General features: G+C 69.5%; 28 protein-coding genes and 3 pseudogenes. 18 read left to right on the top strand and 13 right to left on the bottom strand.

Annotated elements, in window-relative coordinates:
* Both AC3EO4_RS53955 and AC3EO4_RS53950 read left to right on the top strand, forming a co-directional pair.
* On the top strand, window positions 1-762 hold a 762-nt coding region (locus AC3EO4_RS53955), incomplete at its 5' end, for a hypothetical protein (RefSeq protein ID WP_431904347.1).
* Between the two features lie 82 nt (window positions 763-844).
* The gene (locus AC3EO4_RS53950; RefSeq protein ID WP_431904344.1) at window positions 845-2,128 is read left to right on the top strand and encodes a tyrosine-type recombinase/integrase; all 1,284 of its coding nucleotides are present in this window, start codon (window positions 845-847) and stop codon (window positions 2,126-2,128) included.
* Between the two features lie 151 nt (window positions 2,129-2,279).
* Here AC3EO4_RS53950 and AC3EO4_RS53945 read toward each other — a convergent pair whose 3' ends face one another.
* Entirely contained in the window at window positions 2,280-2,996 is a 717-nt protein-coding gene (locus AC3EO4_RS53945) for a DUF4386 domain-containing protein (protein ID WP_431904342.1), read from the bottom strand.
* A gap of 133 nt (window positions 2,997-3,129) precedes the next feature.
* On the opposite strand from AC3EO4_RS53945, the gene AC3EO4_RS53940 reads away from it, so the two are divergent.
* Window positions 3,130-3,819 carry a TetR/AcrR family transcriptional regulator C-terminal domain-containing protein gene (locus tag AC3EO4_RS53940; RefSeq protein ID WP_379580780.1) on the top strand — a complete coding sequence of 230 codons (690 nt, stop codon included), beginning with the start codon at window positions 3,130-3,132 and terminating at the stop codon, window positions 3,817-3,819.
* 144 nt (window positions 3,820-3,963) lie between these two features.
* Here AC3EO4_RS53940 and AC3EO4_RS53935 read toward each other — a convergent pair whose 3' ends face one another.
* Window positions 3,964-4,125: a helix-turn-helix domain-containing protein gene (locus AC3EO4_RS53935; RefSeq protein WP_379580779.1), complete on the bottom strand. Its 162-nt coding sequence runs from the start codon at window positions 4,123-4,125 to the stop codon at window positions 3,964-3,966.
* 192 nt (window positions 4,126-4,317) lie between these two features.
* On the opposite strand from AC3EO4_RS53935, the gene AC3EO4_RS53930 reads away from it, so the two are divergent.
* The 4 genes and pseudogenes from AC3EO4_RS53930 to AC3EO4_RS53915 all read left to right on the top strand — a co-directional run.
* A complete protein-coding gene (locus AC3EO4_RS53930; protein ID WP_431904338.1) occupies window positions 4,318-4,887 on the top strand; it encodes a Chromate resistance protein ChrB in 570 nt (189 codons plus the stop codon).
* 330 nt (window positions 4,888-5,217) lie between these two features.
* Entirely contained in the window at window positions 5,218-5,454 is a 237-nt protein-coding gene (locus tag AC3EO4_RS53925; RefSeq protein WP_379580777.1) for a hypothetical protein, read from the top strand.
* Window positions 5,451-5,699, top strand: a pseudogene (locus AC3EO4_RS53920) (SDR family NAD(P)-dependent oxidoreductase); the annotation flags it as partial. The gene AC3EO4_RS53925 and the pseudogene AC3EO4_RS53920, both read left to right, overlap by 4 nt.
* A 13-nt stretch (window positions 5,700-5,712) precedes the next feature.
* Window positions 5,713-5,814 (top strand): annotated as a pseudogene (locus tag AC3EO4_RS53915) (oxidoreductase); the annotation flags it as partial.
* A gap of 43 nt (window positions 5,815-5,857) precedes the next feature.
* Here AC3EO4_RS53915 and AC3EO4_RS53910 read toward each other — a convergent pair.
* Entirely contained in the window at window positions 5,858-6,130 is a 273-nt protein-coding gene (locus tag AC3EO4_RS53910) for a DUF4158 domain-containing protein (RefSeq protein WP_379580776.1), read from the bottom strand.
* A gap of 364 nt (window positions 6,131-6,494) precedes the next feature.
* On the opposite strand from AC3EO4_RS53910, the gene AC3EO4_RS53905 reads away from it, so the two are divergent.
* The 3 genes from AC3EO4_RS53905 to AC3EO4_RS53895 all read left to right on the top strand — a co-directional run bounded on the left by AC3EO4_RS53905 (window position 6,495) and on the right by AC3EO4_RS53895 (window position 11,190).
* Window positions 6,495-8,054, top strand: a complete 1,560-nt coding sequence (locus tag AC3EO4_RS53905; protein WP_379580775.1) for an alpha/beta fold hydrolase — start codon at window positions 6,495-6,497, stop codon at window positions 8,052-8,054.
* A 428-nt stretch (window positions 8,055-8,482) separates the two neighbouring features.
* On the top strand, window positions 8,483-8,818 hold the full coding sequence (locus AC3EO4_RS53900; protein ID WP_431904334.1) for a hypothetical protein: 336 nt from the start codon (window positions 8,483-8,485) through the stop codon (window positions 8,816-8,818).
* 122 nt (window positions 8,819-8,940) lie between these two features.
* Window positions 8,941-11,190: a prolyl oligopeptidase family serine peptidase gene (locus AC3EO4_RS53895; RefSeq protein WP_431904331.1), complete on the top strand. Its 2,250-nt coding sequence runs from the start codon at window positions 8,941-8,943 to the stop codon at window positions 11,188-11,190.
* A gap of 90 nt (window positions 11,191-11,280) precedes the next feature.
* Here the strand turns inward: AC3EO4_RS53895 and AC3EO4_RS53890 are convergent.
* A pseudogene (locus tag AC3EO4_RS53890) lies at window positions 11,281-11,960 on the bottom strand (response regulator).
* 123 nt (window positions 11,961-12,083) lie between these two features.
* On the opposite strand from AC3EO4_RS53890, the gene AC3EO4_RS53885 reads away from it, so the two are divergent.
* The 3 genes from AC3EO4_RS53885 (at window position 12,084) to AC3EO4_RS53875 (ending at window position 13,774) form a co-directional block, all read left to right on the top strand.
* Window positions 12,084-12,596, top strand: coding sequence for a hypothetical protein (locus AC3EO4_RS53885; protein WP_431904329.1), 513 nt, complete (start codon window positions 12,084-12,086; stop codon window positions 12,594-12,596).
* A gap of 7 nt (window positions 12,597-12,603) precedes the next feature.
* Window positions 12,604-13,014 (top strand): HIT family protein, encoded by a 411-nt coding sequence (locus AC3EO4_RS53880; protein ID WP_379580771.1) that lies wholly within the window; start codon window positions 12,604-12,606, stop codon window positions 13,012-13,014.
* 370 nt (window positions 13,015-13,384) lie between these two features.
* A complete protein-coding gene (locus tag AC3EO4_RS53875; protein WP_431904326.1) occupies window positions 13,385-13,774 on the top strand; it encodes a hypothetical protein in 390 nt (129 codons plus the stop codon).
* A gap of 330 nt (window positions 13,775-14,104) precedes the next feature.
* Here the strand turns inward: AC3EO4_RS53875 and AC3EO4_RS53870 are convergent, their stop codons facing one another.
* The 3 genes from AC3EO4_RS53870 to AC3EO4_RS53860 form a co-directional block, all read right to left on the bottom strand.
* Window positions 14,105-14,674, bottom strand: a complete 570-nt coding sequence (locus AC3EO4_RS53870) for a hypothetical protein (protein WP_431904324.1) — start codon at window positions 14,672-14,674, stop codon at window positions 14,105-14,107.
* A gap of 832 nt (window positions 14,675-15,506) precedes the next feature.
* Window positions 15,507-16,694: a hypothetical protein gene (locus AC3EO4_RS53865; RefSeq protein WP_431904321.1), complete on the bottom strand. Its 1,188-nt coding sequence runs from the start codon at window positions 16,692-16,694 to the stop codon at window positions 15,507-15,509.
* Between the two features lie 229 nt (window positions 16,695-16,923).
* Window positions 16,924-17,235, bottom strand: coding sequence for a hypothetical protein (locus AC3EO4_RS53860; protein ID WP_431904319.1), 312 nt, complete (start codon window positions 17,233-17,235; stop codon window positions 16,924-16,926).
* A 9-nt stretch (window positions 17,236-17,244) separates the two neighbouring features.
* On the opposite strand from AC3EO4_RS53860, the gene AC3EO4_RS53855 reads away from it, so the two are divergent.
* Window positions 17,245-17,769 (top strand): SDR family oxidoreductase, encoded by a 525-nt coding sequence (locus tag AC3EO4_RS53855; RefSeq protein WP_431904316.1) that lies wholly within the window; start codon window positions 17,245-17,247, stop codon window positions 17,767-17,769.
* Window positions 17,770-17,800: 31 nt separating this feature from the next.
* On the top strand, window positions 17,801-18,070 hold the full coding sequence (locus tag AC3EO4_RS53850; RefSeq protein WP_431904350.1) for a recombinase family protein: 270 nt from the start codon (window positions 17,801-17,803) through the stop codon (window positions 18,068-18,070).
* On the opposite strand, the gene AC3EO4_RS53845 is transcribed toward AC3EO4_RS53850, so the two are convergent.
* Entirely contained in the window at window positions 17,992-18,225 is a 234-nt protein-coding gene (locus AC3EO4_RS53845; protein ID WP_379580765.1) for a hypothetical protein, read from the bottom strand. The two genes, AC3EO4_RS53850 and AC3EO4_RS53845, sit on opposite strands and share 79 nt — an antisense overlap.
* Before the next feature lie 194 nt (window positions 18,226-18,419).
* Between AC3EO4_RS53845 and AC3EO4_RS53840 the strand changes: the two genes are divergently transcribed.
* Both AC3EO4_RS53840 and AC3EO4_RS53835 read left to right on the top strand, forming a co-directional pair.
* Entirely contained in the window at window positions 18,420-20,327 is a 1,908-nt protein-coding gene (locus tag AC3EO4_RS53840; protein WP_431904313.1) for a multicopper oxidase family protein, read from the top strand.
* A complete protein-coding gene (locus tag AC3EO4_RS53835) occupies window positions 20,324-21,241 on the top strand; it encodes a LysR family transcriptional regulator (protein WP_379580763.1) in 918 nt (305 codons plus the stop codon). Before AC3EO4_RS53840 ends, AC3EO4_RS53835 begins: the two co-directional genes overlap by 4 nt.
* Before the next feature lie 25 nt (window positions 21,242-21,266).
* Here AC3EO4_RS53835 and AC3EO4_RS53830 read toward each other — a convergent pair whose 3' ends face one another.
* Window positions 21,267-21,851: a TetR/AcrR family transcriptional regulator gene (locus AC3EO4_RS53830; RefSeq protein WP_431904311.1), complete on the bottom strand. Its 585-nt coding sequence runs from the start codon at window positions 21,849-21,851 to the stop codon at window positions 21,267-21,269.
* An 80-nt stretch (window positions 21,852-21,931) separates the two neighbouring features.
* On the opposite strand from AC3EO4_RS53830, the gene AC3EO4_RS53825 reads away from it, so the two are divergent.
* On the top strand, window positions 21,932-22,393 hold the full coding sequence (locus tag AC3EO4_RS53825; RefSeq protein ID WP_431904308.1) for a DoxX family protein: 462 nt from the start codon (window positions 21,932-21,934) through the stop codon (window positions 22,391-22,393).
* Between the two features lie 420 nt (window positions 22,394-22,813).
* Here the strand turns inward: AC3EO4_RS53825 and AC3EO4_RS53820 are convergent, their stop codons facing one another.
* The 4 genes from AC3EO4_RS53820 to AC3EO4_RS53805 form a co-directional block, all read right to left on the bottom strand.
* The gene (locus AC3EO4_RS53820) at window positions 22,814-23,413 is read right to left on the bottom strand and encodes a nuclear transport factor 2 family protein (protein WP_431904305.1); all 600 of its coding nucleotides are present in this window, start codon (window positions 23,411-23,413) and stop codon (window positions 22,814-22,816) included.
* Between the two features lie 70 nt (window positions 23,414-23,483).
* Window positions 23,484-23,660 carry a hypothetical protein gene (locus AC3EO4_RS53815; protein WP_431904302.1) on the bottom strand — a complete coding sequence of 59 codons (177 nt, stop codon included), beginning with the start codon at window positions 23,658-23,660 and terminating at the stop codon, window positions 23,484-23,486.
* Window positions 23,661-23,945: 285 nt separating this feature from the next.
* Window positions 23,946-24,239: a site-specific integrase gene (locus AC3EO4_RS53810; protein ID WP_431904299.1), complete on the bottom strand. Its 294-nt coding sequence runs from the start codon at window positions 24,237-24,239 to the stop codon at window positions 23,946-23,948.
* Window positions 24,240-24,332: 93 nt separating this feature from the next.
* Entirely contained in the window at window positions 24,333-24,998 is a 666-nt protein-coding gene (locus AC3EO4_RS53805; protein WP_431904296.1) for a hypothetical protein, read from the bottom strand.
* Window positions 24,999-25,534: the final 536 nt, after the last annotated feature.

Genomic DNA, 25,534 nt, shown 5'->3' with positions numbered 1-25,534 from the left:
TGGGTCGCCGCCGAGTTCGCGCAGTTGCTGACTGCGGTCGGGCAGGTGCCACCACCTCCGCATCTGCCGGTCGACGGCGGGCTGGCATTCTTGGACGAGGCCGCCCTCGGCTTCGTCATGCTCCATCGCAACGATGCGGAGCCGGTGGCGGCGCACCGCCGGTTCTCCACCGCCCGCCTCGCCCTGCACCGGGCACAGGGGGACCGGGCAGCGGGGCAGGCGTGGCAGGAAACGGCCACCGCCGCCGCGCACCTGGCCACGCTCGGGGACGAACGTGTGGTCACGTGTATGAGACCGACCGTCGACGGCTGGGAGTGCTCCTGCCCGCTCGACCCGGTCACCGGGCAATGCACGGCGTCCCGCACCACGTACGGCTTCTGGTTTAACGTCACCGGCGGCCCGCACCGCTGCAACGGCGAGGACAGCATCGCCGCTACCGTCGAGCGCCAGGCGCGCACCGGCGATCCGGCCTGCCGATGGATCGCGGACGACCCCGGCGCGCTGACCTTCGTGGCCGACTCCTACGCGGCGGCGATCCGTGCCGTGCTGCCGGTCGGGGTCGAGATGCGCCCCGCACGATCGGATCTGGGCCCGCCGATCGGCGAGGAATTCGTCGGCCCGGCCCACCTTGACGACTGCAGCTGGCCCGCGACCTACCCCCGCACCCCGGCCGGCGGGCTGGACCTGCCGACCCTGGTGAGCCGTGTCGACCTCGGCCCGCTCCTCGTTCGCGCACCCCGCCCCGGAGACCCCGATGACTGACCGCCTTCGTGGGGACAGTGCGACCGGCACCACCGGCGGCCGCGGTGATCGGGCTGATCGACGGCTTCCGGTCGAGCCGGTCGTGACCAGATCGGCCGGGCTCGGCCGCACGCCCATCACCGCCCCTGACGCCGACGCCACCGGCGGCAATCCTGCCGCCCCCACCCGCCGCGCCGCGGCGCCCCCCGGCCAGGGGCGCGCGATGAGCACCGAGCCGGCCGAGCCGCTCCAGAGCCTCGCCGCGCCCGCGACCGGCGCGGCACGTGAGCTGGACGCCCTCACCGCGTCCGGGATCATCCTGCTCGACCGGCCGCGAGCCGCGCCGGACGAGGACGCCGACGACTTCGCCGAGCTGATCCCGCTCGCCGCCCTTCCGGTGCAGCTGCCGGCCAAGGGCACGCCGCCGCCGGCCCGCGACGCGAGCGGCCTGGCCACGCTGCTGCGCACCGCGGGCGCTGCCGAGGTGGCGCTGGCCGCGACCGGCGGCTGGCTGCTGTCTGAACGCCGCTCCTCCCCCGCCACCCAGGACGGCTACATCCGCGACGTCTCCTGGTGGCTGTGGTGGATCCAGGTCCGAGGCCTGGACCTGCGCGACGTCTCCTTCATCGAGGCCGACACCTACGCCGCCGCGATGCGGCACGCCGGCCTGGCCCCCGGCACCCGCCGCCTGTCGGCCTGCTCCAGCTGGTACGCCTACCTGCAGTGGGCCGACGCCGCGGCGCGCAACCCGTTCGCGGGCATGGACCTGCCCAAACGCGCCGGCAAGCCGAGCCGCTACCTCACCGAGGCCCAGCTGGACGACCTGGTCGTCCGCGCGGTCGCGCACGAATCCGCCCGCACCGCCGCCGTCGTCGCGGTGCTCAAGGCTACTGCCTGCCGCATCGGTGAGCTGACCGCCGTCCAGCTGGACGCCCTGGGGTATGCCGGCGACCACCGGATTCTCACCCTGCCCGCCAAGGGCGGCCACCCCCACCGGGTCGTCATCGACGACCATGCCACCGGTCCCCTGCTCGACGCCTACCTGGCCGAGCGGGGCGCGGCACCCGGGCCGCTGTTCGTCACCCGCACCGGCGCCCGGCTGCAGCGCTCCTACGTCCTGGACCTGCTGCAGCGGCTCGCAGGGGCCGCCGGCATCCCGGACCCGCACACGCTCACCCCGCACGCCATCCGGCACAGCGTGGCCACCGCGCTGCTGCACGCCGGCGAACCGCTCGACGTGGTGCAGGCCCTGCTCGGCCACGCCGACCCGCGCACCACCCAGGCCTACCTGCACGTCGACCAGCTGGACCGCCGCCCCGCCCACCGGGCCGGACGGCGGCTGGCCGCCGTCGTGGCCCGCCGCCTCCACCCCGTCCCGTCGGCATAGCCTTGGTGGGGCATCCGCGTCGGCCAGCACCCTTACGGCGGTGCCCAGCGACTGACCACAACGACATCGACCAGGCAACCGAGGCCGCCACCACCCCGGCCGCTCGGCTGGTCCTCATGCTGGCCGCCGTTTACGCCGCCCGCACCGGTGTTCAGGCGCGGGATCGCGCAGGGAGCGGGGGGACTGCCGTATCGCGCGGCAGTTCGTCGATCGCGTGAGGGCTGACGCCGCGCACGAGCAGATAGCCGATCATCCAGAACTCGCCTACGGTCGAGGGAATTACCAGGGCGTCGGCGGCGACCCCCGCCTGGGGAGCGAGGTACCTGACGAACACGCTCAGCAGGTAGCCGACGCCGCCCGCGACGAGGAGCCAGCCCAACGGCCGGGGCATCCACCGCGAGCGCAGCACGCACCAGCCCATCGGGATGAGCCACAGGCCGAAGAACAGCGCGCCCACTCCCCACAGGTCGCCGCTGAGGACGTACAGGAGCTGGACGGTGGCTGCCGCGTCACCGATGGGATCGGTCGCGACCGTGACCGCGCTGGCGAGAAGCGCCGCGCTGGCGAGGATCGCGACCGCGTTGACAAGGCCGAAGGCGGCGATGCTGCCGGCGGCGACGGGGTTCGCGGTGCGGAACAGGCGGTAGAACCACACGGCGGTGAGCGCCTGGGTCAGGACGACGAGCAGCTCGACGGCGATGCCGGTGCGCGCCAGCGACTCGTGCTCGACCAGGCGGGCAAGCGTCGCAGTGGGGTCGTCGGCAACGAACAGTCGCGACCGGATGAGCAGGGAGCCGAGCACGCCGCTGATGGCGAGGCCGAGGTAGAGCAGCCCGGTCGTGCGGGCGCTGCGGATTAATGGGTGCATCGTGGTCCCCTTCCTCTGGTGCGTCAGTGACCGACGACGTCGTTCGGGGGGTCGACGGGCTGGCGCCGATGACCTTGCCTTATGATGTAAGGGAACCATACAACGTAAGGTGCTGGCAAGGGTCGGGAGACGGATGGGTGAGAAGACCTTTCGGGAGCCACTCAGTCGCGAGCGGGTGCTGGCGGCGGCGGTCGCCCTGGCGGATGCGGAAGGGATCAAGGCGCTGACGATGCGCCGCCTCGCCGCCGATCTCGGCATCGAGGCCATGTCGCTGTACTACCACCTGCCCGGCAAGGAAGGCCTGCTCGACGGCCTCGCCGACGCCGTCGTCGGTGAGATCGACGCCGCGGTCAGCCGCATCGAGGCCGCCGGGGCCGACCAGGACTGGCGTACCCGACTGCGGCAGCGGTTCCTTGCGGCGCGTGAGGTCATGCTCCGGCATCCGTGGGCGCCCGGGCTCCTTGGCACACGCACGACCGTCCCGGCCGGCGTGTACGCCTACTACGACGGGATCGTGGCCACGCTCATCAGCGGCGGGTTCTCCTACCGGCTTGCGCACCGGGCGCTGCACGCGTTCGGCAGCCTGGCGCTCGGATTCGCTTCCGAGGTCTTCAGCCCCGCCTCGGCGGGCGGGAGCATGGACGTCGAGGTCGCGGAGGCGGAGTTTGCCGCGATGGTCGAGGCGCTGCCCCACCTGATGGCGATGGCGGCGGCCGAGACCCACGACGTCCCCGACCCGACGCTGGGCTGGTGCGACAGCCAGGTCGAGTTCGAGTTCACCCTCGACCTGCTCCTTGACGGGCTCGAACGCATCCGGGGCTAGCACAATGCGCCCGCCGGTGCGCGGGGCAGCCGCCGCCCCGCCAAGACCGGGGTTGAGGAACCGGCGGACAGCGGTTATCGATGAGAACGATCTTGCTGTAGCCCCCGAAGGGCAGAAGCGAGATGCGGGTGGGATAGCTGCTGGTCAGCGTCCCGCGAGGGCCGCGTAGGCGGTGGAGCGGCCGATTTTGAGGGTCCGGGCAGCCTCGGTGATCGAGACGCCGTCGTCGACCAGGCGGCGTAGTGTGGCCAGCTCGACGGGACCGATGACGCGCGGCCGGCCGGTCTTCTTCTTGCCGGGCAGCATGGCGCCGGTGGCTTCGCGGCGCCTGGCGGCGGCGATTCCCTCGGCACCACCCGCAACCGAATGGCCAGTGGCGATAACCCGAACCCCAACGGCTCGCTAACGCCACTGGCCGTTCGGCTGCTGCTCAAGCCCCGACATGCACCCCGTGTCCCAGATGTTGGCTCCGTAGTTTCTGAATGTTACGTTCGTAACATGAGCAGCAGCGAGGTTGAGGATCGTGACTGGCTGCTGGTGAGCATCTCCACCGGCGCAGTGGCCTCGCTCCGCGTGCACGTCTGGCGGCAGCTGCGCAAACTCGGCGCGATCTACATTCAGCAGTCGATCTGCCTGCTCCCAGACCGGCCGCCCATCACGAAAGCGGTGACCCGGTTGCTGGCCCGTGTCCGCGCCCAAGGCGGCCAGGCCCGCTGCCTTCACGTGAGGCTGACCGACACCGACGAGATCGTCGCCGGACACCGCGAGCTGATCCGAGTCGTGGGCGGCACGATCATGCCGTTCAAGGGCAACCCCTGGCTCTACCCGGAGGGGACTCCGGAGCCGTTCGCCTTGGAGCAGATCCGAGACGAGGTGAACACCTGGATCAGGACCAGCGGCGAGTACGACGCGGTGGCCGACTTCGAACAGGCCCTGCGCTCGCCGACCGACCCTGACCAGTTGCGGCCGGAGTTCAACGTCCGCGACGGGCAAGAGGGCGACTGGCTCCACCCCAACGACGCCGGCCTGAACGCCATGGCGGAGGCCATCGACCTGAGCCGCCTGTAAGGGCATGCTTACATCCTGCCACCTCATCATGACCGTCCACCTGCCATCCGGCCCCGCTGGGCCATCGTAAGGAGAGCTGTCCAGCGGGGCGGTCACCTTGCTGATAGCGATGTAACGCGACTGACTCGTAGCGGGGGCGGCGCTAGGTCCGGGCGTCCTGTCGGGATTAGGTGATTTCCCGACACCCCGCCGGCCCAACCCCGAACAGCCCGGAAAACCGGACACCGGGCGATGAAACACCGCTCCGGGCGCCTGATTGCGGCCTCGGATTGACGACAGGATTTCCCGACAGGTAGAAGAGGTTCCGACCCCTTCCTCGAGGAGCGTTCGGTGCGGATCGTCTACTCGCGCGTGTCCACCGCGACCCAGTCGCTGCTGCGGCAGCGGCACATCCTCACCGAGGCCGGCCTCCTGATCCGGACCGAGGGCGTCGCAGAGGGGTTCCACCCGGCCGAAGGGGTGCTGCTGTTCGAGGACCCGGCGACCATCTCCAAGGCTCCCGCTCTGGAGCGGCCCGCGTTCGCCGGGATCGCCGCTGCCGCGCACCCCGGCGATCGCCGTACCTGACCGACACGCCAACCAGCGCACCGCCCCCGGCCCCGCCGCGTGGCCGCTTCGACGGCAAGGTCGTCCTGATCACCGGAGCCACGTCCGGCATCGGGGAGGCCACAGCCAGGGCCTTCGCCGCCGAGGGCGCGAAGGTCGGCTTCTGCGGGCGGCGCGCCGAGCTGGGCCGCCGGGTCGAGCAGGACATCCGCACGGCCGGCGGCACCGCCCGCTACCAGCAGGCCGACATCCGCGACCCCGACCAAACTGCGGCGCTTCGTGGACGAGACGGTCGCCGCGTTCGGAGGGCTGGACATCGCCTTCAACAACGCCGGCATCACCAAGACGGCGCCCCTGCACGAGATGACCCTCGAAGACTGGACCGACGTCCAGCACACCAACGCCAGAGGCGTCTTCCTGTCGATCAAGTACGAGGTGCCGCATTCGGGCCCACCCCCAGCCGCTCGGACAGGCGAGCCACCGCCGCCGGCGGGGCCGAGACCACATCGTCGGGCGCGAACCCGAGCCAGGGCAGCGCACAGAGCTGGACCAGCATGCCCAGCCGATCGACCGGGCCCCGCCCACCGGGACTCACGAACGCCAGATCAGCCGCCGTCGGCGTGAAATACCGGATCAACTCATCACTCGTGATCTCCGAGAACGAACGCAGCTGCTCCAGCTGCTCCTCGGAGAACATCCTCTCGGACAATGCACCACCTCTACCTGCCGTACCGGACGAAACCGGAACGAACGTAGCGGCAGTGATCACCAACCCGTCAAACGCAACCGTCCCCGCCGGTCAGGCCGTACTTCGTTGGAAATTTCTTCGTTGCTACCGGGACCCCCGCCGCCGTGATCGCCCGGGATGGGTGGGCCTGCCCCGGCTCGGGGTGACCGCCCCCACCCCCTCACGGCCACCTACCAGCACTTCTGCTGACCACGGGACCACACTCCGATGACCGCCCATCAGCAGATCATCCTGTCCGTCCACAGCTCCTCCACCAGGGAGCGCTGCCTGCTCTTTACCTTGGTTAAGCACACCACGGCCGCCAATAGTCCGTATGACGTACCGAACATTTCTGACGGCGCTGGCGCTGGCGGGGCTGGTGGCGCATCCTTCCTTGGCAGGCGCCACCGCCGATGCCGGCTCGAGCGCCACCGCGAACTCCGGCGTGTCGTCCGTCCAGTGGAAATCCTGTCCGGTCTACTCCGACGAGGTGATCCGGAGCCTGCGCGTGAGGGAGGAGCAGATTCCGGCCTTCCGCACCCTGATGAAGCGCCTGGAGTGCGGGACGGTCAGCGTCCCGCTGAATTATCAGGACCCCAGCGGGCGGAAGATCGACATCGCGGTGACCCGGCTGGCCGCCGCGGACGAGGCCCACCGGCTCGGCGCCACCGCCATCCTGCCAGGAGGGCCGGGCAACAGCGGATATCTGGACCCGATCCTGCGGGTCGTGCTCAGGAACGAGGAGATGGCCAAGCTCAACGAGCGATACGACATCATCGGCTTCGACCCCCGCGGGGTGGGCTACAGCACCAAAGTTGACTGCCCCATCTCGCCGTTAGGCCCGCAGGAACCGGGCGCGCTGACCGAGGAGGCGGCCAGGAAGATATACGACGCCCAGCTCGCCGCCAACCAGAAGTGCGGAAGCTCCGACCCAGCCTTCCTCGGACAGCTCACCACTGACAACGTGGCCAAGGACCTGGATTCCGTGCGGACCGCTCTGGGTGAGCGCACGCTCAACCTCCTCGGCTTCTCCTGGGGCACCTACCTGGGCATGGTGTACCGGAGCCTGTTCCCCGAGCACACCGAGCGGGCCTTCCTGGACAGCGTGGCGCCCCCGTGGACCCGTATCGACGAGCACGCCAAGGACAGCGCGGAGGCGGCCGAGCGTAACTTCGGGCGCATGGCCGCCTGGCTGGCCCGCCGCGATCAGACCTACGGTCTCGGTGCCACCGCCCGGCAGGTGCGCGAGGAGGTGTCGAAGCTGGTCCGCGCGTACGACAAGAGCCCCAAGGCCTACACTGACCTGCAGCGGCCCATCGACGGCTCGGCCGTCGCCGATCTGGCCAGGCGCAACTCGACCGAGTGGGCGCGCGCGGGCAAGGCGATGGCCGAACTGCGAAAGGCGACGGGCAGCACCGCCCCGCCCACCGTCAAGGAGCTGCTCGGCGCTCCGATGATGGGGACGCCCGTGCCCGGCGCGCCCGAAACCCTTAACAGGACCATGAACTTGGCCGTCGCGTGCAACGAGGACAGCAGCCGGGCCGGTTTCGACACCGCCTGGCGTGCCTACCGGAAGCTCGTGAAGCGCCATCCGGCGACCGGCCGGTCCTGGGGACTGCCTGTCATGTGTCCCGGCTGGCCGCTGCCGGTGCAGCAGGCCACGTTGAAGAGGGGTAGCGGGTCTCTGGTGCTGGCGGGGCACCTGTACGAGTTCATGTCCGTCTACGACTGGACGTTGCAGACGCGACGCGCCATCGGCGGCACCGTCTACACGGTCGCCGACGACGTGCACGTGTCGACCACCCGGGTGCCTGAGTGCGCCGCCGACGTGGTGCGGTACTTCGAGACGGGCCGGATCGGCAGAGGCTGCGAGGGCAGCGCAATCCCGAGCTGACCACCGGTTTCCGGGCCAGGCGACCCGCCACGGGTCGCCTGGCCCCATGCCCTGGCGGCGACGTTGGGCCCGCCGAAGCCGGGAAACCCCTGAAACGACAAGATCCCGCCTGATCGCGATGATCAGACGGGATCCCGTCAACCTCAGTCCAGCCGTTTCAAGAACGGCCCCGCTGGGATGGCAGGGGCATCAGAAAACTCCAGAACAGAAGATTTCCCGGCCTCCATCGAACCGCCCGAGCGTGGCGCTGTGTCTTCGCGATCAGTGAGGAGGCGCTTCCGGATCGAATCGAGGTGATCGTCCAGGCCAACCCAGCTGGCGCCGCCGACCATCCGTCCTCGCCCAGATGAGTCTGCCAGGAGTGGCGCAGCCGCTGCCAGATGAACCCTTCGCCTGCCGGGTCGTAGCGCCTGTTCAGAACGGCCACGATGAGCACTGCCACGAGTGTCCGTCGTACTCAACGACGAACGGGACCGCGTGAGGAAGCGGACGTCTTCGCCGCGCTGGCGGAGTTCATCCGCGAACTCATCGTCGCCGGCACCCGCGAGGGCCTGGCCGCCGCCCGGGCCCGCGGCCGGATCGGCGGCCGGCCCACTGTGGTCACGCCTGAACTGCTGCGGGCGGCCCGGGACCTGCTGCCCAACCCAGAACACTCCATCACCTCGATCGCGCGCCTGCTCGGCGTGAGCCCCGGCACGCTCTACAACCACATCCCGGACCTGCGCGAGCTGCGAGCCAGCCGACCCTACGCCGGAAAGGGTTAACGGGGCTGGTCAGAGGCCGTGACTGTTGCTTACTCGGCATGGCCGTCCGGCGAGCCCGGCGGAGGGACGCGTGATCCAATGTCCGATAGGTCACTGGATCTCCGGCATATGATCATGCGCATATGAGCGACATCACCGAACCCCCGATCGCCCGGGTGGACGTCGTGCGCGAGACCCTCCACGGCATCACACTCGAAGACCCCTACCGGTGGATGGAAACCGAAGGCGAGGAGTTCCACCACTGGCTGGACGGCCAGGCCAGGCACGCCCGCGAGCACCTGGACGCCCTGCCGCACCGCGCCGGCCTGCTGACCCGGATGCGCGAACTGGGCAGCGCGCTCACGCGGTACTTCGGCCTCGCGATGGCAGCCGACAAGGTCTTCGCCCTGGTGCGCGAGCCGGACGCCCGCGTGCCGGTGCTGACGGTGACCGAGGCCGACGGAGCGAGCAGGGTCCTGTTCGACCCCGGCGCGGTGCCCGGCGACGGGCACCACGCCATCGACTGGTACGTGCCCTCCCCCGACGGCCGCCACGTCGCCTGCGCCGTCTCCGACTCCGGGTCGGAGGACAGCTCCATCCACGTGATCGACGCCGACTCCGGAGCCCTCCGGGAGACGATCCCGCCCACGACGCGTTTCGCCTTCCTGAGCTGGCTGGAGGACAGCCGGTCGTTCGTCTATCACCGCTACGTGGAGCAGCACCGCTTGGACAGCCGCTCCTTTCTGCATCAGCTGGGCGCCGACCCGGCGCAGGACACGGTGGTGCTGGCACGCGGGCTCAACCCCCACGTCGAGCTGACCCCGCGGGACCGGCCTTTCCTGGTGGTGCCGCCGCACGGCGAGTGGATGCTGGCGATCGTCTCCCACGGCGCGCTCAGCCCCTGGCCCTGGACCAGTGAGCAGCTGAGCGACTGCACGATATACGTGGCGCCGCGCGCCGGGCTGGCCGACCCGGCCACCTGCCCGTGGCGGAAGGTCGCGGGCGCAGCCGACGGCGTGACCACCTTCGCCACCAGCCACGACACCCTCTATCTGGTCTCCCACCGGGACGCGCCGCGCTCCCGCGTGCTGGCCGTTCCGCTTGCCGTACCCGATCTGTCCCGAGCCCAGGTGGTCGTGCCCGCGGGTGAGCGGGCGGTGGAGTCGGTGCGGGTGGTGGGCGACCGGCTGCTGGTGCGCGATCTCGACGGTGGCGTCAGCCGGGTACGGCACGTACCCCTGTCCGGCGGCGAGCCCGCCGACCTCCCGATGCCGGTGGACGGCGCGATCCTGGAGTGGACCACCCACCCGACGCGGCCCGAAGTCCTGCTGCTGGTGGCCGGCTGGACCGACGCGCCGCGGCTCTACCGCTACGACGGCCAGTCCCTCCAGGACACCGGGCTGGCGCCCCGCTCACCGGTGGACTACGGCGACGTGCACGTCCGTACTCTGCACGTGCCCGCGAGGGACGGGACGCCGATCCCGCTCACCGTCATCCACCACAAGGACCTGGAGCTGGACGGCGACAATCCGGCCGTGCTCACCGGCTACGGCTCCCACGGGTTCATCGACCTGCCGGAGTTCCGTCCCGAGATGCTCGCCTGGTACGAGCGTGGCGGCGTCTACGCCGTCGCGCACCTGCGCGGCGGCGGCGCCTACGGCCGCGAGTGGCACGAGGCCGGGCGCGGCGAGCGCAAGCAAGCCACCATCACGGACTTCATCGACTGCGCCGAGCATCTCATCGCCCTCGGCTACACCCGCCCGGGGCGGCTGGCTGCCGAGGGCGCCAGCAGCGGCGGCATCCCCACCGGCGGCGCGCTGGTGCGCCGCCCCGATCTGTGGGCGGCCATGGCGATGCACGTGCCGACGGTGAACGCCACGCGCAACGAGTTCACCGAGAGCGGGCCGATCAACGTGCCCGAGTTCGGCAGCGTCACCACTGAGGAGGGCCTGCGTGCCCTGCTGATCATCGACGCCTACCTACGGGTTCGGGACGGCGTGCCGTACCCGGCGGTGCTGCTGACCGCCGGCCTGCGCGACGCGCGGGTGCCGCCGTGGCAGCCGGCGAAGCTGGCTGCTCGCCTGCAGGCAGCCACGGCCTCCAGCCAGCCGGTGCTGATGCGCGTCGAGGAGCACGGCTGGCATGGCGCCGGCTCGACCAGAGACCAGGAGCAGGCACTGCTCGCCGATGTGCTGGCCTTCATCCTGCACGCGTCCGACGGCCGATCCGGGCCTGCGTGTGACGCTCAGCTTCCATCCCGACCGCCTGGTGGGCGAGCTGGCGATCCGGGCTCCGCACCCCACGGTTACCCGCAGCGCACGCCAGAGCAGGGACAGGTCTCAGACACTGACCTGGATCACGGTCCCGACATCGCCGGGCCTCCCTTCTCGTGACCACTCACGACGTGCGACCTCATGTCGCAGCCGAACGTGTCCCCAGCCGCCAATTTGGGCATTCGGGTCAGGGTGCCGCCGGGGTGAGGTTCAGCCGGTCAGGCCGGCGTCGTGGGCGAGCAGGGCGATCTGGGTGCGGTTGTTGAGGTCGAGCTTGTCGAGAATGCGCAAGATGTGGGCCTTCACGGTCGCGATGCTCATGAACAACTCGCCGCTGATCTCGGCGTTGGACCTGCCCCGGCCCACGGCGACGGCCACCTCCCGTTCCCGTTCGCTGAGCAGGCTCAGCACGCGTACGGCGTGCTGCCGCCGGGCGGCGGCGCCGGTGTCGGCGACGTGGGCGATCAACTGGCGGGTCACCGTCGGCGACAAGATGGGCTCCCCGGCCGACACCCGTACGATCGCGCGCAGGATCTCGGCGGGCGGCGTGTGCTTGAGCAGGAAGCCGCTGGCCCCGGCGCGCAGGGCGCGCAGCACGTACTCGTCGGCGTCGAAGGTCGTCAGCACGACGACCTCGGGCGGGTCGGGCCGGGCACGCAGCAGCTCGGTGGCGGCCAGGCCGTCCAGCACGGGCATGCGGATGTCATCAGCACCACGTCCGGGGCGTAGGCCTCCACTGCGGCGGGCACCTCGGCTCCGCAGGCCGCCTCGCCCACCACGCTCAGCTCGGGCGAACCGCCGATGATCATCGCCAGGCCGGCCCGTACCAGCGGGTCGTCATCCACGATGAGAACCCGGATCGCGGCGTTCACCTCGGCCACGGCAGCCATGCCCACGGGCGTTCCCCCTGAGGACTGGACACCTGAGACCCTGGACCTCGCTGGTTCGGGGAGATCGGTTCACCGCCGAACGCGCGGCCCACGCCCGCACCGTCGCCGAAGCGCACGACCGGCGTGACCGGCTCCGACGGCGCTCCCGCCCTTCCCGATGCCGCCTGGTGGCTCGAAGACCCCGAGCTCTGGCCCCTGCTCGCGTTCGAGGGCGGTGCCGACGAACACGGTCGGCCTTTCGACGCGGCCGGGGAGGACCTGCAGCAGGTCCTCGAAGACCTGATCCGCCAGCCGGAGCCGGTCGACATCGACTTCGCACGCTACCTGCTCGTGCATGAGACGCCCTCGCAGGGGCACTCCTGGGGATTTCGCCATGACATCGAGATCGCCGCGATCCTGGTCGCCGAACACCGCCAGGTCCAGGACGTCCGGCTCCTGTGGGACGCGATCTACCGGAGCTCCGATACCTGGGGCGTCGTGCCCCACCAGCTCCTGTACACCGCGGGTGTCAAACGCACGTGGCGGTACGCCACCGACAGCGCCACCAGGAAGCAGCACGGTGGGTCGAGGCGTCTGGCACCTGCAGCCCGCCCACGATGGAAGGATCTGGCCGGGTTACGCGAGCATCCAGCATGATGATCGAATGCCGGATTGCCCCTTTTGTCTACCGCAGATCGAGCCAGAGATCGTCACCGTCAACGCTCACTGCTACGCGATCTTCACCCAAGGTGCGACCCCGGAGGGGTCCGTCATGATCATTCCCCTCCTCCATCGACCGACCGTGTTCGACATGACCACTCAGGAATGGGCGGCAACACAGCAGCTCCTCCATGAGATGAAGGAACGCCTCACCGCCTCTCATGCCCCCGATGGGTGGAATGTCGGATGGAACGTCGGCTCCATAGGTGGTCAGAGCGTCGATCACGCTCATTGCCACCTGGTCCCCCGTTACGAGGGCGAGCCGCTGGCCGGACGCGGGCTTCGATCCTGGATCAAAGATCCTTCGAATCGTCCACCGCATCACTCATCTGACCTGCACACCTCGCCTGCCTGACCAGCGACAGCCGCCGGGCGCAGGGCAACACCGCCGACGGGCACCTTGAGCGTCCCCGTGACACCATGAACATCACCGCCCCGCAGGACACCACCTTCGGTTGCTCTGCGGGGGGCGTTCTCATACTCGCTACGTCTTCACACCAACATGCTCATCTTGAGTGGCGCTCGACACAGCACGGCCGTCCTGGTGCCCGGCAGCCACGCCGTCGCCCGTAACGCAAACGCCGATCACGTATGGGGTGTTCAGCAGTGCGGTTGAGCAGCGGCGATAGCCGGTTGACGATCGCTTCCCAGCCTTCTAGCTGAGGGCCAACCGCCCGGATCTTCAACCTTGACCCGCCCATTGCGATCCTGACAGCATGCCTGTCGTGAGTGTCGGCCTCATCATCGCGATGCCCCTCCGCCAGTGGGGGCTCATCGACGCATGCATGGACAACGACGCCAGCGTCGAGACGGTGGACGGCAATTGCCAGCGGGCCGACCTTGCGCGCAGCGTCCGAAGGGCCGGTTGGGATCAGATCGCGCGCTGGACACCAGGCGCTCCTGGTTCCGGCCAGTGGCCGCCGCCGGACGAGATCGTGAAACCTCAACTAACGCTCGCCCAGTGGTTTCTCACGGTTGAAGTCCTCGAGCGCTGGGCTGCAGCCGGTGACCAGGTAGGACAGCACGACACAGCAGCGCAGAGACGTGAGCTTCGAGACTTGATCGTTTCTCGGCTCCAAGCTCACGGGATCCACGTTCCACTCGATCGGCGATGAACTGGTCGGCTGGGGTGGCGCGTCAGGATCGTCCTCAAAGCTCATCCGTCGCGCTCGTCGGCGCAGGCTGCCGCCCGCCACAGCTCGGCGATGGTGTGTGTCTGCTCCAGCAACCGCCGCACCGCTCAGGGGTTGCCGGGTCGGCTCATGAGACGAGTTCTTGCACGAGCGTGGCGAGCATGCACACAGTCACGCGGGCGGTCAGCCTGATGACGGGCTGCGCGTGGTCGGTGTGGGGCTCGGTGGGGGGTGACCGTCTCGGCCCGCCGCATGACCCCACAGCGGTAACCGGTTGGCCTCGTGCGGTGGCCGCCTTCGGCCGACCGCCGCTCAAGGCGTCGTCCTTTCCTCCCGCAACCCCCGCACGCCCCGCCGTACGGCGAGCACCAGACCGATGATCGCCGTCACGACCACCGGGACCAGCAGGACGAACTTGGCGGACGCCAGGATCCCGGCCCACAGGAAGGCGGAGTCGTCGCCTCCGCCCCGCGACAGGGACTCCAGACCGCGCAGGAGCATCGAGTTCTCGCCGAGGTCACAGGCGGCGACCACCAGGGCCAGCACCGCGGCGACCACCGTGGCCTTCCGCCCCCGCCCGGACCTGACCTGGGTGAAGGCTATGCCACAGGCAAGGAGCAAGGTCGCGGTGTAGGCCAGGATGAGGGTGAAGTCGGCGCGGACGGCGTCCTCGAACGCGCCCACCGCGCTCTTGACAAGCGTGCGGGCAGTCGCGGCGTCGAAGGCCAGTTCCAGCTGGAGTATGGGCAGGCTCACGTCCGCGCGCCTGGCGTAGTGAAGGACGCCCCCGATGAACGGCACCAGCGCGATTCCCGCCTTGGTGATCTCCCAGAGATGGTCGGGCTTCCGGGCCGCGACAAACCGTGGCTTGGGCTGCTTCACACGAAGATGATCCCGTAAGCCGGTCATTGATCGCCACGCTCACCCTGGCCGGACGCGCGCCCTATATCGCTATCCTGCATTTCTACGACAGGCACTCGATCACAGACCGGGGGACGGGCCCGGCCGAGCGCGTCACAAGGCGCACCTGTGTGCCGCCAGGCGACTCCCCGGATGCAGTGAATTCGCTCCAAACCACGCGATGGGCTCACGCCAACCGGTTGCGGACTTGCTGGGGTGAACGCAAGCGCCGGGGAGGCCGGAAAACCGTTTGAGCCTTCCTTCCGCGTTCCGGTAGGTGCCTGCGGCCCCGGCCGATGCGCTCGAGGTCGGTGCGAGCGGTCAGCTCCCGTTCCTCGGCAAGCTCCTGGTCACGCCGGGCCTCGCGCATCGCGCGTTCGGCGGTGATCCGTGCCTGGCCGGCCCGCTCGGCTGCGTCCCGGGCTTACTGGGCGTCGGCGCGGTCTCAACCCACGTGCACACACTCCGATAGCGGCTGCGAGCACGAAGAGAAGATCGTGCCCTCCCCTATCAAGGGCCCGGCCGACAAACCGCTCCGCGTCCGCGAAACCGTCAACCTCTGGAACAGTCAGCCCTTCGATGAGGAGGTCGCCCTCATGACGATCACGCACTCCGGCCCGGGCACCGCGACGCCGTCCAGCCGGCCTTCTTTGCCGCCGTGCCGGCGTTTCTGGCCACCGTCGGCGGGCGGCGCATCCTCACCTACAACGCCTCGTTCGACGCGGGCCGGGTGCTGACCACGGTATGGCCGAGCTTGACGTCACCGAGCTGCCAGGCCCGAATCGGTGGCACATGATGGAGGCCTGTTCCGCGGTCAATAGCCGCCCATGCGGAGCGTCAGCAGGCCGGCCAGCAGGCCAAGCAACAACACTCCCAGCAAGGCCCTGTCGTAGCCACGGATGGGATGACGCTCGTAGTCCGCAGGCCGCCAGCGCCGCTCCAGCCGCGTGGCCCACACCAGCGCCGCGCAGAAGAAGCCGACGACGATCAGGGAGCGTGTCCACTCCGCGTTGGTCGTGGCCTCGATCTTTCCACACAGCGCGTGTTTGCGTGTCAGATACGTGTCGGGCGCGAAGACGCTCGGCTGAGAGGGAATGCGGTCGCAGCCGGCGATGAAGCTCAGCGGCCCGGAGACGAAGGGCGGAATCTCGGGCTCGATCAGCTCTCCCGAGGCGCCGGCACGTAACTGCGCCTGCGCCGCCGTCCACGTCTGCGCAGGAACGTCCGGTACCTCGAGCAGGCCCTGGGTGATTCCGGCGATCAGGGACCCGAACTTGGGCGCCGAAACCGGCACGGTCCTTTCCAACTCCTCGGTAGGCCCCAGGCCGGCCAGGGCGAAGAACACCGCGATCACGCCGAGCGTGATCGCGCTCGCGACGATCGCGAACCACGGAGAGTATCTGGCCGTCAGTACGGCGACGCCGGCGACGATGCCGATCAGCATCCACCAGGACGCCAGGGAGGGATAGGCGGCATCCGAGCCCGCCAGGAGGCTGGCAAGGCTGACCGGTGCGGCCATCAGCAGGCTGCCGAGCACGAGGAGGAACCCCTTCAACATCAGCATCGGCACCACCTCGTCCTCCGCGGTGTCTTCGTCCAGCCGTTTGCCGAGGAATCTCAGCAGCTCGGTGAGAGCGAGGACGGCGAGCCCGCCGACGAAGAACGTGGTCACGCTGAACAGGAACGGCCACCGTACCTCTTTGATCAGCTCACCCAGCGCGTTCTCGCTGGCCGCAGCGACGAAGGTCCCCGAGGCCGACAGCAGGACGGTGAGGACTGGGAACCCGATCACCGGTTCGTCTTCCTGCCTTGCCCGCGTGGTCCGCCGGTAGCGCAGCAGGGCGTCGATCGCCACCCCCAGCAGGCCGCCCACGAGGGCGGAGATCCACACCTCGCGGGTCTTGGCCAGCAAGATTCCGGCGGCGATCCACGAGAACCAGCCGAACGTGGCCCCTGACGCAGCGAAGAACCCGAAATACAGCGCCTTCCGCACACCCAACATGAGGGTGATATTCCACCCGGCCCGCTCCGGCGAACTCCTGCGGGATGCGGGCGAGTTCGATGATCATGTGCTGGCCCTTGAGCGGGTGGGACACCAGGCGGCCGTCGCCCATCCCCTGCTGGACGCTGATGGACCGCGCCTTGGCGTCAGGCGGATGCACAGGTCGCCGTACTTACCAGTGGCCAGGTCGAGCAGCATTAGCCACGGCTCGGCATCGGCAGGTCGACGGTCATGAAGCGGACGGCGGCCCCAGCACCGCCGCCTGCGGCAGTTCGCGTTCCTGCGAGCGGTCACGCAGCCGGTAGAAGCTTGCCCCTACGACACGGCGACTTCGCCGTCGGCGAGCACCCGGTGGACACTCGCCGCCGAAGGGTGCCGGCCCCTTGTTCTTGCCTGTCGGGATGGCCAGCTTGCGGGCGACATCACCGGACGTGGTCGAACACCTTCGGCCGCCCGCCATGACGACCACGCGCGCGGCGGCCTGGCCCATCAGCGACTTCTCTCGCACGTGCTCCCGCTCGGACCCGGCCATGCCGAACAACACCGCGCCGTGCCCAGAGAGGTGGTCTCCATAGCCTGCACCGACTGGCGAGGACGTGACCGCCGAGCGGACACACTCGATCTGCTCTTCGTCAACGCCGCGATCGACCGAGGTGATCTGCCCATCGACGAGGTCCCGACCGACATGTTCACCGAGGTGATGATCACCAACGCGTTGAGCCCGTTGCGCACCCTCGAGACACTGCGCGGACTCGTCGCGCCCGGCGGAACCGTCGCGGTCATGTCATCCGACCAGGGCAGCATCTCACGCAACATCGAGCCCGGCTACGAGCTGTACAAGGCCAGCAAAGCCGCGCTCAACCAGCTGATGCGCAGTTACGCCACCCGCCACGCCGACGACGGGCAGACCAAGCTGCTCATCGACCCCGGCCACAATCAGACCCGGCTCGGCGGACCCGACGCGCCACTGATCCCCGAGGAGAGCATCCCGGACGTCGTCGACGTCCTCGAAGCGCAGGCCGGCGCTCCCGGCCTGCAGTTCCTGGATCGCCACGGCGAGAACGTCCCGTGGTAGAGCCCCAGGCAAAGCGCTGGGCGACTGAGGGATCTTCTCCGGGAAGACCAGCACCCGGGTCAAGGCCCGACCCGAGCGGGAGAAGGCGCTCAAGCTCGCCCACGACCAGGAGGTCATCCTCACAGTCCACGAACTCGAGCGCCTGGCCCGCAACGCCGCCGAGCTGATGACCTTGCCCACCCAGCTCCAGAGTGCCGGCGTCCAGCTAGAACTCCTCACCGGTCACTCACCGGCATGGGGGCGATGCTCGTCGCCGTGCTCGCTGTCGCCGCCCGACCGAAGGTCATCGACGACTCGCTGACCGCCGCCCTCGCCCTGGAAGACCCCCGCCCCGGAGATCGCCAGAAAGCCGACGATCAGGACCGGCGAGAACGCCGGCCACTCCCCCGCTGTCGCCTCGGTGTACCGGGCGCTCGCCGGGGCGGAGGAGCAGGACCAGCAAGGCGAGACGGACACCACTGCGCAACCTCAGGCCACCTGCACCAGATCACGGGTGGATGGTCCTCGTGCCCGCCCCGCCTGACCGTGTGGCCTGCGCCACGCCATGCGCGCCCGCTCCCCCTCCGACCTCGTCGATTGCGTCCAGCGAAAAGCCTCCTTACCGACATTGCACTGGTGGCATTCCACAGGCCGCACCTACGGTTCCCGCCATGTTCGTCACGATCGACATCGTCAGCGCGGTCCTGTCCGCCCTCGCTTTCCTCGTCTGGATGCCACTCGCATTCCTCGTCGAACGCCTGAGCAGGCGAACCGTCCACTGGTGGCTTACCGCCGGCCTGGCGTCCCTGGCCGCCAAGAGCGTGGCGACGGTCATGCTGCTCGTGACCTTCGGCTGGAGGTTCGCCGCCGACCAGGTGCTGATCGAGATCCCCTTCGTCCTGCTGCCCGCCGTCATCGCCTGCCTGCGCTCCGATCGCGTCATGGTCGTCCGGTTGACGGCGGCAGCCTCGCTGCTCGGCTTCTTCCACGCCTTCACCGTCAAGGCCGAGACGCCCAACGTCTTCGGCTACGGCGCCATGCTGTTCCTGGCCTTCTTGATCCTGCGCGCATGGGCGATCGCCAGTCCACGCGTGAGCAGGGTCGTCCGGATGTCGGCGTTCGTCCTGGCAGCCGTCGTACTGGCCGCGAGCGGGTTCGCTTACGGCTCGTTCACCAGCAGATGGCCTAAGCGCCACACCATGGCGGCCGCCGGCCCGTCACATGGGCACGGCGACCGGAGGACCGCCGCCCCCTCCGTCGACCTCACCACTCTGCACGGCCCCCGCACCGGCATTCCTGATCGCACCTTCACCCTCACCGCGGCCGAGACCGCGATCAAGCTCACGTCCGGCGCCCCTGTGGCCGCCTGGACGTTCAACGCCCAGGTCCCAGGACCGGAACTCAGGGTGAAGCAGGGCGACCTGGTCGAGGTCACACTGGTGAACAGGCTGCCCAAGGAGGGCGTCACACTGCACTGGCACGGCCTCGACGTGCCCAACGCCGAGGACGGTGTCGCCGGTCTCACACAGGACGCGGTCCGGCCGGGCGGCACCCACATCTACCGCTTCCGCGCCGACCGGGCGGGCACGTACTGGTACCACACCCACCAAGCATCCTCCACGGCCGTCGTCCGCGGCCTGTTCGGCGCGATCGTCGTCGAGCGCGCCGAACAGGCTCGTGAGGAGTTCGACACAGTGGTGATGTCCCACGCCTGGCCGGTCGGCGACGAGCCGCGACCCGCCTTCGGCGCCGCCGACACGCTCACCCGCAAGGCCGTCCAGCCCGGCACCGCCGTACGGCTGCGGCTGGTGAACACCGGCAACAACACCGTCTCCGACGCCGAGGCGACCACATTCGCGCTGACCGGCACGCCGTACCGTGTGGCCGCGATCGACGGCGGAGAGGTCCGCGAACCGGGCGAGCTCAGGAACCTCAGGCTCTCGCTGGCCACCGGCGGACGCTATGACCTGACCTTCACCATGCCGAACGGCCCGGTGTACCTCGCCGACCTGGCTGCCCCAGGCAAAGGGCTGCTGCTCAGCCCCGACGGCACGGGCACGCCAGAGACGCCTGTGCTGTCCGGAGACTTCGACCCCGCGCAGTACGGCCGACCCGCCCCGACACCCTTCGACGCGTCGAGCCGCTTCGACAGGCAGTTCACCATCGTGGCCAGCGACGGCGTAGGGTTCGTCGACGGCTCGCTCGACCTCATCCAGGCCTTCAACGGGCGGCTCTACCCCGACGTGCCCATGCAGATGGTGCGCAAGGGCGACCTGGTCAAGATGACGCTGATCAACCGCAGCAGGGACAACCACCCGATGCACCTGCACGGCCACCATGCCCTGGTAATGTCCGCCAATGGCAGGGCGGTCACCGGCAGCCCGTGGTGGATCGACACGCTCGACCTGCCGCCCGGCACCTGGTTCGAGATCGGCTTCAGGGCTGACAACCCCGGGCTGTGGATGGACCACTGCCACAACCTGGATCACGCGGCGGCAGGCATGCTGATGCATCTCGGCTACGAGGGCGTCACGACGCCGTTCGAGAGCGGCAGCGCCACGGGCAACATGCCGGAGTGAACGGAAGGACGCACGTGACGCTGGACCTGAACCTCCTGCTCGCGCTCGACGTCCTCCTCGAGGAGGGCAGCGTCACCGGGGCGGCGGCCAGGCTCAACACCTCGCCGCCGGCCATGAGCCGCACGCTGGGACGGATCAGACGGCTGCTGAACGACCCGATCCTGGTGCGGGCGGGCCGCAACCTGGTGCCCACACCCAGGGCGCTGGAACTTCGGGACAGCGTCCATGATCTGGTACGGCAGGCCGCCGCCCTGCTGGCTCCCCCGGCCGAGCCCGATCCCGCCACCCTGACACGGACCTTCAGCCTCCAGGCCAGCGACATGTTGCTGTCCGCCCTGGCCGCGCCACTCGTCAGCACCTTGGGCGAGCAAGCTCCGGGCGTGGTGCTGCGTTTCCTGCCCGACACACTGGAAGGCACCTCGGCGCTGCGCGACGGCCGGGTGGACCTGGAGATCGGAGTCGTCGACCACACCGACCCGGAGACCCGCGTCGAGCGCCTGGCGACCGGCCACGCCGTCGGCGTCGCCAGGCGTGATCATCCGCTGGTGACCAAGGGGCCGACGCTGCAGAGGTTCGCCGACGCCAGGCACATCGGAGTGTCACGGCATGGGCACCTGCAGGGACCGATCGACGACCTGCTCGCCGCGCAGGGGCTGCGCCGCAGTACCGTCGCGACCGTCCCCTCACATTCCATGGCACTGCTGCTGGTCAGCAGGAGCGATCTGGTGTGCATCGCGCCGGCGCCTGCCGACGACGACGTGACCGCGGCACTGGGCCTGGGCATCTTCGAGATCCCTTTGAACCTGCCCGAGGTCGCGGTGGCGATGGCCTGGCATCCACGCAGCGACGCCGACGGCGCCCAGCGCTGGCTGCGCGACAAGGTACGCGAGATCGCCGATTCATGGGGCGGGTGAATCGAGCGGTGAGGTGTGGCGTTTCCTACTCCGACGCGTTCCTGTTCATCGGGTCGAAGACGAACTGGACGAGTGAGCGGGCGATCGCCTCCGGATCGCCCTGCGCGCTTTCGGGAAGAGAGCCGCTGAGCCACAAGCTGGCGAAACCATGGGCGAGCGACCATGCGGCGATCGTGGTCAGCCGGTCCTGCGCCGAACTCGGCGACAGTCTGCGGGCGCTGGTGGCAAGCACATGGGCGGCACGCTCACGCGGGGATCGCATGCCGGGATCGTCCGCGCGATACAGCTCCGGACGGAACATCACCTCGAAGTAGGGCCGATGGTCGATGGCGAAGCGCACGTACGCCACCCCGACCGCCAAGACGTCCCCGGCCGCGTGTTCCAGGCTGTCGGCGAACAGCTCGAATCCCTCGGCGGCCACGGCCGTCAACAGTCCGGTCTTGTCACCGAAGTGGTGGGCGGGCGCGGCATGGGAGACGCCCGCGCGCCGGGCCAGCTCACGCAGGCTCCACCCGGCCGGGCCGGACTCGCCGATGGCCTGAAGGGCGGCGGCGATGATGGCCCCTCGCAGGTTGCCGTGGTGGTAGGCCGGCTGATTGATCTCCCTCACCTCCGCGACACGACGTCCTGGTATCGACACCCACCCTATCTTGACATTGACAAGATGGCGAATCTCCTCCAATCTTGCCGATGACAAGATTGGAGGAGGGAATGGTCCCGTTCATCGCCCTTATCGGGGGCTTCGTCGCCCTGCGGCTGCTCGGCGTGGCCGGCGTCGACATGCTCGACAGCTGGCAGGCCGCGCTGCGCGGCGCCCTGGCGTTGATGTTCGTCGTCACCGGCGTGCCGCACTTCCTGCCCTCATGGCGGCGCGACTTCGTCGCCATGATCCCCGCGGCGTTCCCGCAGCCGGCCCTGCTGGTGACCATCACCGGGGTACTGGAACTGGCCGGCGCCGCCGGGCTGCTGCTGCCGCCGATCGCGCCGTACGCAGCGATCGGGCTCGCACTACTCATGATCGCCATGTTCCCGGCCAACGTCTCGGCGGCACGCCGCGGCCTCACCCTGGCAGGAAAACCGGTGACCCCGCTGCCCACCCGCACCGCCCTGCAGGTGCTCTTCGTCGCCGCCGCCATCGCAGCGGCCGCGTGACGGCGCACGACGAGCATCGGAACAAGATGTCCCGTTGGCGCACTCAAGGCGTACGCCCTCGCACTGCGCCATGACCGCGGAGTTCGGTGGCGAAGGCGGTGGGTGCCGACCGGCTGGCCGCCTGGTTCACCGCGCGGTGAGGCGGCACGGCCGCGGCCACCTTCAATGCCCGCCGCGACGCTCTTGGCTCAGCATGTGAGTGGCGGCGGGCGCAGAGCCGGCTGGTCGGCGATCCGCTACGGCGCAGGCCGTCGCCACGGCCCGGCCCTCCTCACCGACCGGCGGGCTCGCCTCGAGTTGCCGCCAGGCGGGCAGGAGAGCAGGGATACAGCCCGGCGGCGCCCCTGGCCGTGCGCCGGTGAGGACCGGGGCACTCGCTCGAGCCCGGCCCCGGTCGGCCGTCCGCGGCCCGATCGCTCCTCATCGACGCCGGGCATGGTTCAGGTCGGTGACGAGGCGGGCGATGGCGTCGTCGACGGTGGGAGCCGGCCCGAACAGCTGGGCCTGCCGGCGGGTGTCGGCGACGGAGCGGCCGCTGTCGAACCAGCCGAACATGGCGGCCATGTCCTTGACCATCGGCATGAACGGACCCATCAGGGCACCCGCCGCCCGGGTGAGCGCGGATGGCACGGCCCGCACCTTGATCGTCTTCGCGGCGTGCTTGCTCATCAGGCCGGCCGCTTCCCCGATGCTGACGTGCCGGTCCCAGCCGATGTCGACCCGTTCGCCGGGTGCGACGTCGGCGTCGACCGCGGCCGCCAGATACGCGGCCAGGTCGGCGGTGAGGACGAAGGTGCCGTCGACCCACCGCTTGTGGAAGACGAGGTGGCCGGTGATGGAGAAGATCCGGGCGAGGGAGGCCTGGTACTGCGCGGCGCCGTCGATCTGGCCCAAGGGACCGTTGACGCGGACGTCGTCGGCGAGCACGTCGGCCAGCCGGGCAGGCTGGTTGGCCTGCCAGGCGCCGAAGTAGGCGTCGGCGACGGCGGTCACGGCCGCGTCGTTGTGGTTGTCGTTCATCCTGCCTTCCTTGCCAAGAGTGGTCGGGTGGGAAGCTCTACCGGCGGCCGGCCCGATGGGTGCGGGTGGATCAGGTGAAGGTGCCGGCCAGCGCGGCGTCGACCTGGCGGGGGTCGCGCAGGTGCAGCGTCTGGTCGTGCACCGCGTGCCCGGCCGCTGAGGACAGGGCGCTGACGTGGTCGCCGACCTGTTCCCCGCTCAGCGGTGAGCCGGGACGGGTGCCGTTCGGGCCGATGAAGGCCATCATGACCACGTCGTTGACCTCGGGCGGCCGCCGGTTGTGGCGCTCAGCGGCCGGAAGCGGTCCGCATGCCGGCGAACCAGGCGGCGCCGACGACCAGGTGCATGGCGGCCAGAGGTGTCCCGGAACTCCTCGATCGTGGGTCCCGAGCGGCGCAAGGTCTTCTCACACAGGTCACACATGACCTGTGTGTGCGAGACGCGGTCACGGGCCTGCACCGTGCAGCGGTAGGCGCCCGTGGACCGGTTGTCGACGTCGTCGGTGAACAGCCACCTCGCCGCATCCCCCTCATCAGGCCGCCAGGGCGACGGCGTGTTCGCCGGCAGCCACGCGGTCCAGGCCGCGGCCGCCCAGCAGGGCGTGGAACAGGTTCACGAACACCGTGTCGACCGAGGAGGCCTCGTCGACCTCGTCGCGTTCGTACTGATAGGCCGCATACAGGTCGATCGTGGCGGACTCTACCGGGATCGCTCGCGGCTGCCCGGCCTTGGCGAACGCGCCGTTGCCGTTGAGGCGTCGCCGGACGTGAACGTGCGGGCGCTCGTGCCGGCAGCCCAGCACCCGTGAATCCGGCAGCAGGTGCATATCAGCTGCGCCAGGCTCGGACTCGACCAATCCACGCCGTGACCTCCACAGCAGGACAGATAGAGGGCGACCCGGCCGGCGTAGGCTGTGCCCTTAGACGATCTTCCTGTCCAGCAGGTCGCGGAGACGCCGCAGAAGGGCTTCGACGAGCTCTTTGTCGTACCCGGGCGAGGTGGTCATGTAGGCCAGGTCGAAGGAGAGAGCCGGAGGGATCACGCTCTTGGCCGTGTCGGGCTCTGTTTCGAGGCGGGTGACGAGCCGGCTCAGGAGGGCGTCGATTGCTCGCGGGTCATATCCCGGCCGCGATGCGAGCGGGAGCTTGATCGCGCGAATCTCCAGCACCAGCTGATCCCGTGACACCGGCGGCAGCGCCGCCCGGGCTGCCGCACGGGCGGCGGCTGCCTCCTCGGCTTCGCGCTGCCTTCGCGCCCTGGCCCACGGGGTGGCGCCCGCCCGGATGCTCCGCGTCGTGCGTTCGGCGACCAGGAGCCCCGCTCCGCCCACAGTGAGGACCCCGCCGATTCGCAGCAACCAGAAGGCCGCGGCCGCGGCGTTCGCCTGACGTTCCTCAAAGCTCGAAGGTCCCGACCTCCTGCTCGAGCACCAGTCGCCGCTGGTCATCCGTTCGCCGCCACATCTGGGCTCCTCTGCATCGCTCGACGCCACGAGCCAGCACAGGAGCAAGACCGCCCCGATGCCTAACATGGCAAAGCCCAGCTTCACGGATCCTTCATGGCGAAAAGCCTCGTGTTTTGCCATATCCGCCTCCCAGTACGCCGGGCTCGGTGATCAAAGTAATCATATACAGACACTCGTGTCTACGTGAGAAGGCGGATGTGCGCCCGGTTCCCGTGCGATGCGGCATCGGGATGGCAACACTGTGGAGTGCGGACAGGGTGCGGGACAGGCGGCGCTCGAAGCGCCTCGCTGACAGCGAGCCAACATGCCCGACGTGGCCAACATGCCTGACGGACCCCCACATACTGTGAGGCAAGTAGGCGCTCATCCGTCGCCGGGAAGCCCTGCTCGCGCAGTTGCGTGACCGCGGCGTCGATCTAGAGGGTGTTCCACCAGATTGCCCGAGGCCGGTGGCGCGGCCATCGGCCAGGTTATAGGCGCACCCTGTCAACGGTCAGGGCCCCGGCCACCCGAACCAGGTCTACGCCGCCCGCGTCACAACTGCCGAGGCGCTCTCACCATGATCAACCCCATCGATGATCGCAGTTTCGTCGATCCTTGAGGGCCGGTCACCTGCTGATCAGAGGCCCGATCCCGCCCGTTTGGGGCTCATGACG

Source organism: Nonomuraea sp. bgisy101 (genome assembly GCF_057708945.1).
This window is presented reverse-complemented; position numbering and strand designations above follow the sequence as displayed.

Excerpts from the sequence above, each read along its gene's own strand:
- AC3EO4_RS53945 (WP_431904342.1), bottom strand. The coding sequence starts at position 2,996 with ATGCACCCATTAATCCGCAGCGCCCGCACGACCGGGCTGCTCTACCTC.
- AC3EO4_RS53940 (WP_379580780.1), top strand. The coding sequence starts at position 3,130 with ATGGGTGAGAAGACCTTTCGGGAGCCACTCAGTCGCGAGCGGGTGCTG.
- AC3EO4_RS53935 (WP_379580779.1), bottom strand. The coding sequence starts at position 4,125 with ATGCTGCCCGGCAAGAAGAAGACCGGCCGGCCGCGCGTCATCGGTCCC.
- AC3EO4_RS53930 (WP_431904338.1), top strand. The coding sequence starts at position 4,318 with ATGAGCAGCAGCGAGGTTGAGGATCGTGACTGGCTGCTGGTGAGCATC.
- AC3EO4_RS53910 (WP_379580776.1), bottom strand. The coding sequence starts at position 6,130 with ATGTTCTCCGAGGAGCAGCTGGAGCAGCTGCGTTCGTTCTCGGAGATC.
- AC3EO4_RS53905 (WP_379580775.1), top strand. The coding sequence starts at position 6,495 with ATGACGTACCGAACATTTCTGACGGCGCTGGCGCTGGCGGGGCTGGTG.
- AC3EO4_RS53900 (WP_431904334.1), top strand. The coding sequence starts at position 8,483 with ATGAGCACTGCCACGAGTGTCCGTCGTACTCAACGACGAACGGGACCG.
- AC3EO4_RS53895 (WP_431904331.1), top strand. The coding sequence starts at position 8,941 with ATGAGCGACATCACCGAACCCCCGATCGCCCGGGTGGACGTCGTGCGC.
- AC3EO4_RS53880 (WP_379580771.1), top strand. The coding sequence starts at position 12,604 with ATGCCGGATTGCCCCTTTTGTCTACCGCAGATCGAGCCAGAGATCGTC.
- AC3EO4_RS53865 (WP_431904321.1), bottom strand. The coding sequence starts at position 16,694 with ATGTTGGGTGTGCGGAAGGCGCTGTATTTCGGGTTCTTCGCTGCGTCA.
- AC3EO4_RS53840 (WP_431904313.1), top strand. The coding sequence starts at position 18,420 with ATGTTCGTCACGATCGACATCGTCAGCGCGGTCCTGTCCGCCCTCGCT.
- AC3EO4_RS53825 (WP_431904308.1), top strand. The coding sequence starts at position 21,932 with ATGACAAGATTGGAGGAGGGAATGGTCCCGTTCATCGCCCTTATCGGG.
- AC3EO4_RS53820 (WP_431904305.1), bottom strand. The coding sequence starts at position 23,413 with ATGAACGACAACCACAACGACGCGGCCGTGACCGCCGTCGCCGACGCC.
- AC3EO4_RS53815 (WP_431904302.1), bottom strand. The coding sequence starts at position 23,660 with ATGATGGCCTTCATCGGCCCGAACGGCACCCGTCCCGGCTCACCGCTG.
- AC3EO4_RS53810 (WP_431904299.1), bottom strand. The coding sequence starts at position 24,239 with ATGCACCTGCTGCCGGATTCACGGGTGCTGGGCTGCCGGCACGAGCGC.
- AC3EO4_RS53805 (WP_431904296.1), bottom strand. The coding sequence starts at position 24,998 with ATGGCAAAACACGAGGCTTTTCGCCATGAAGGATCCGTGAAGCTGGGC.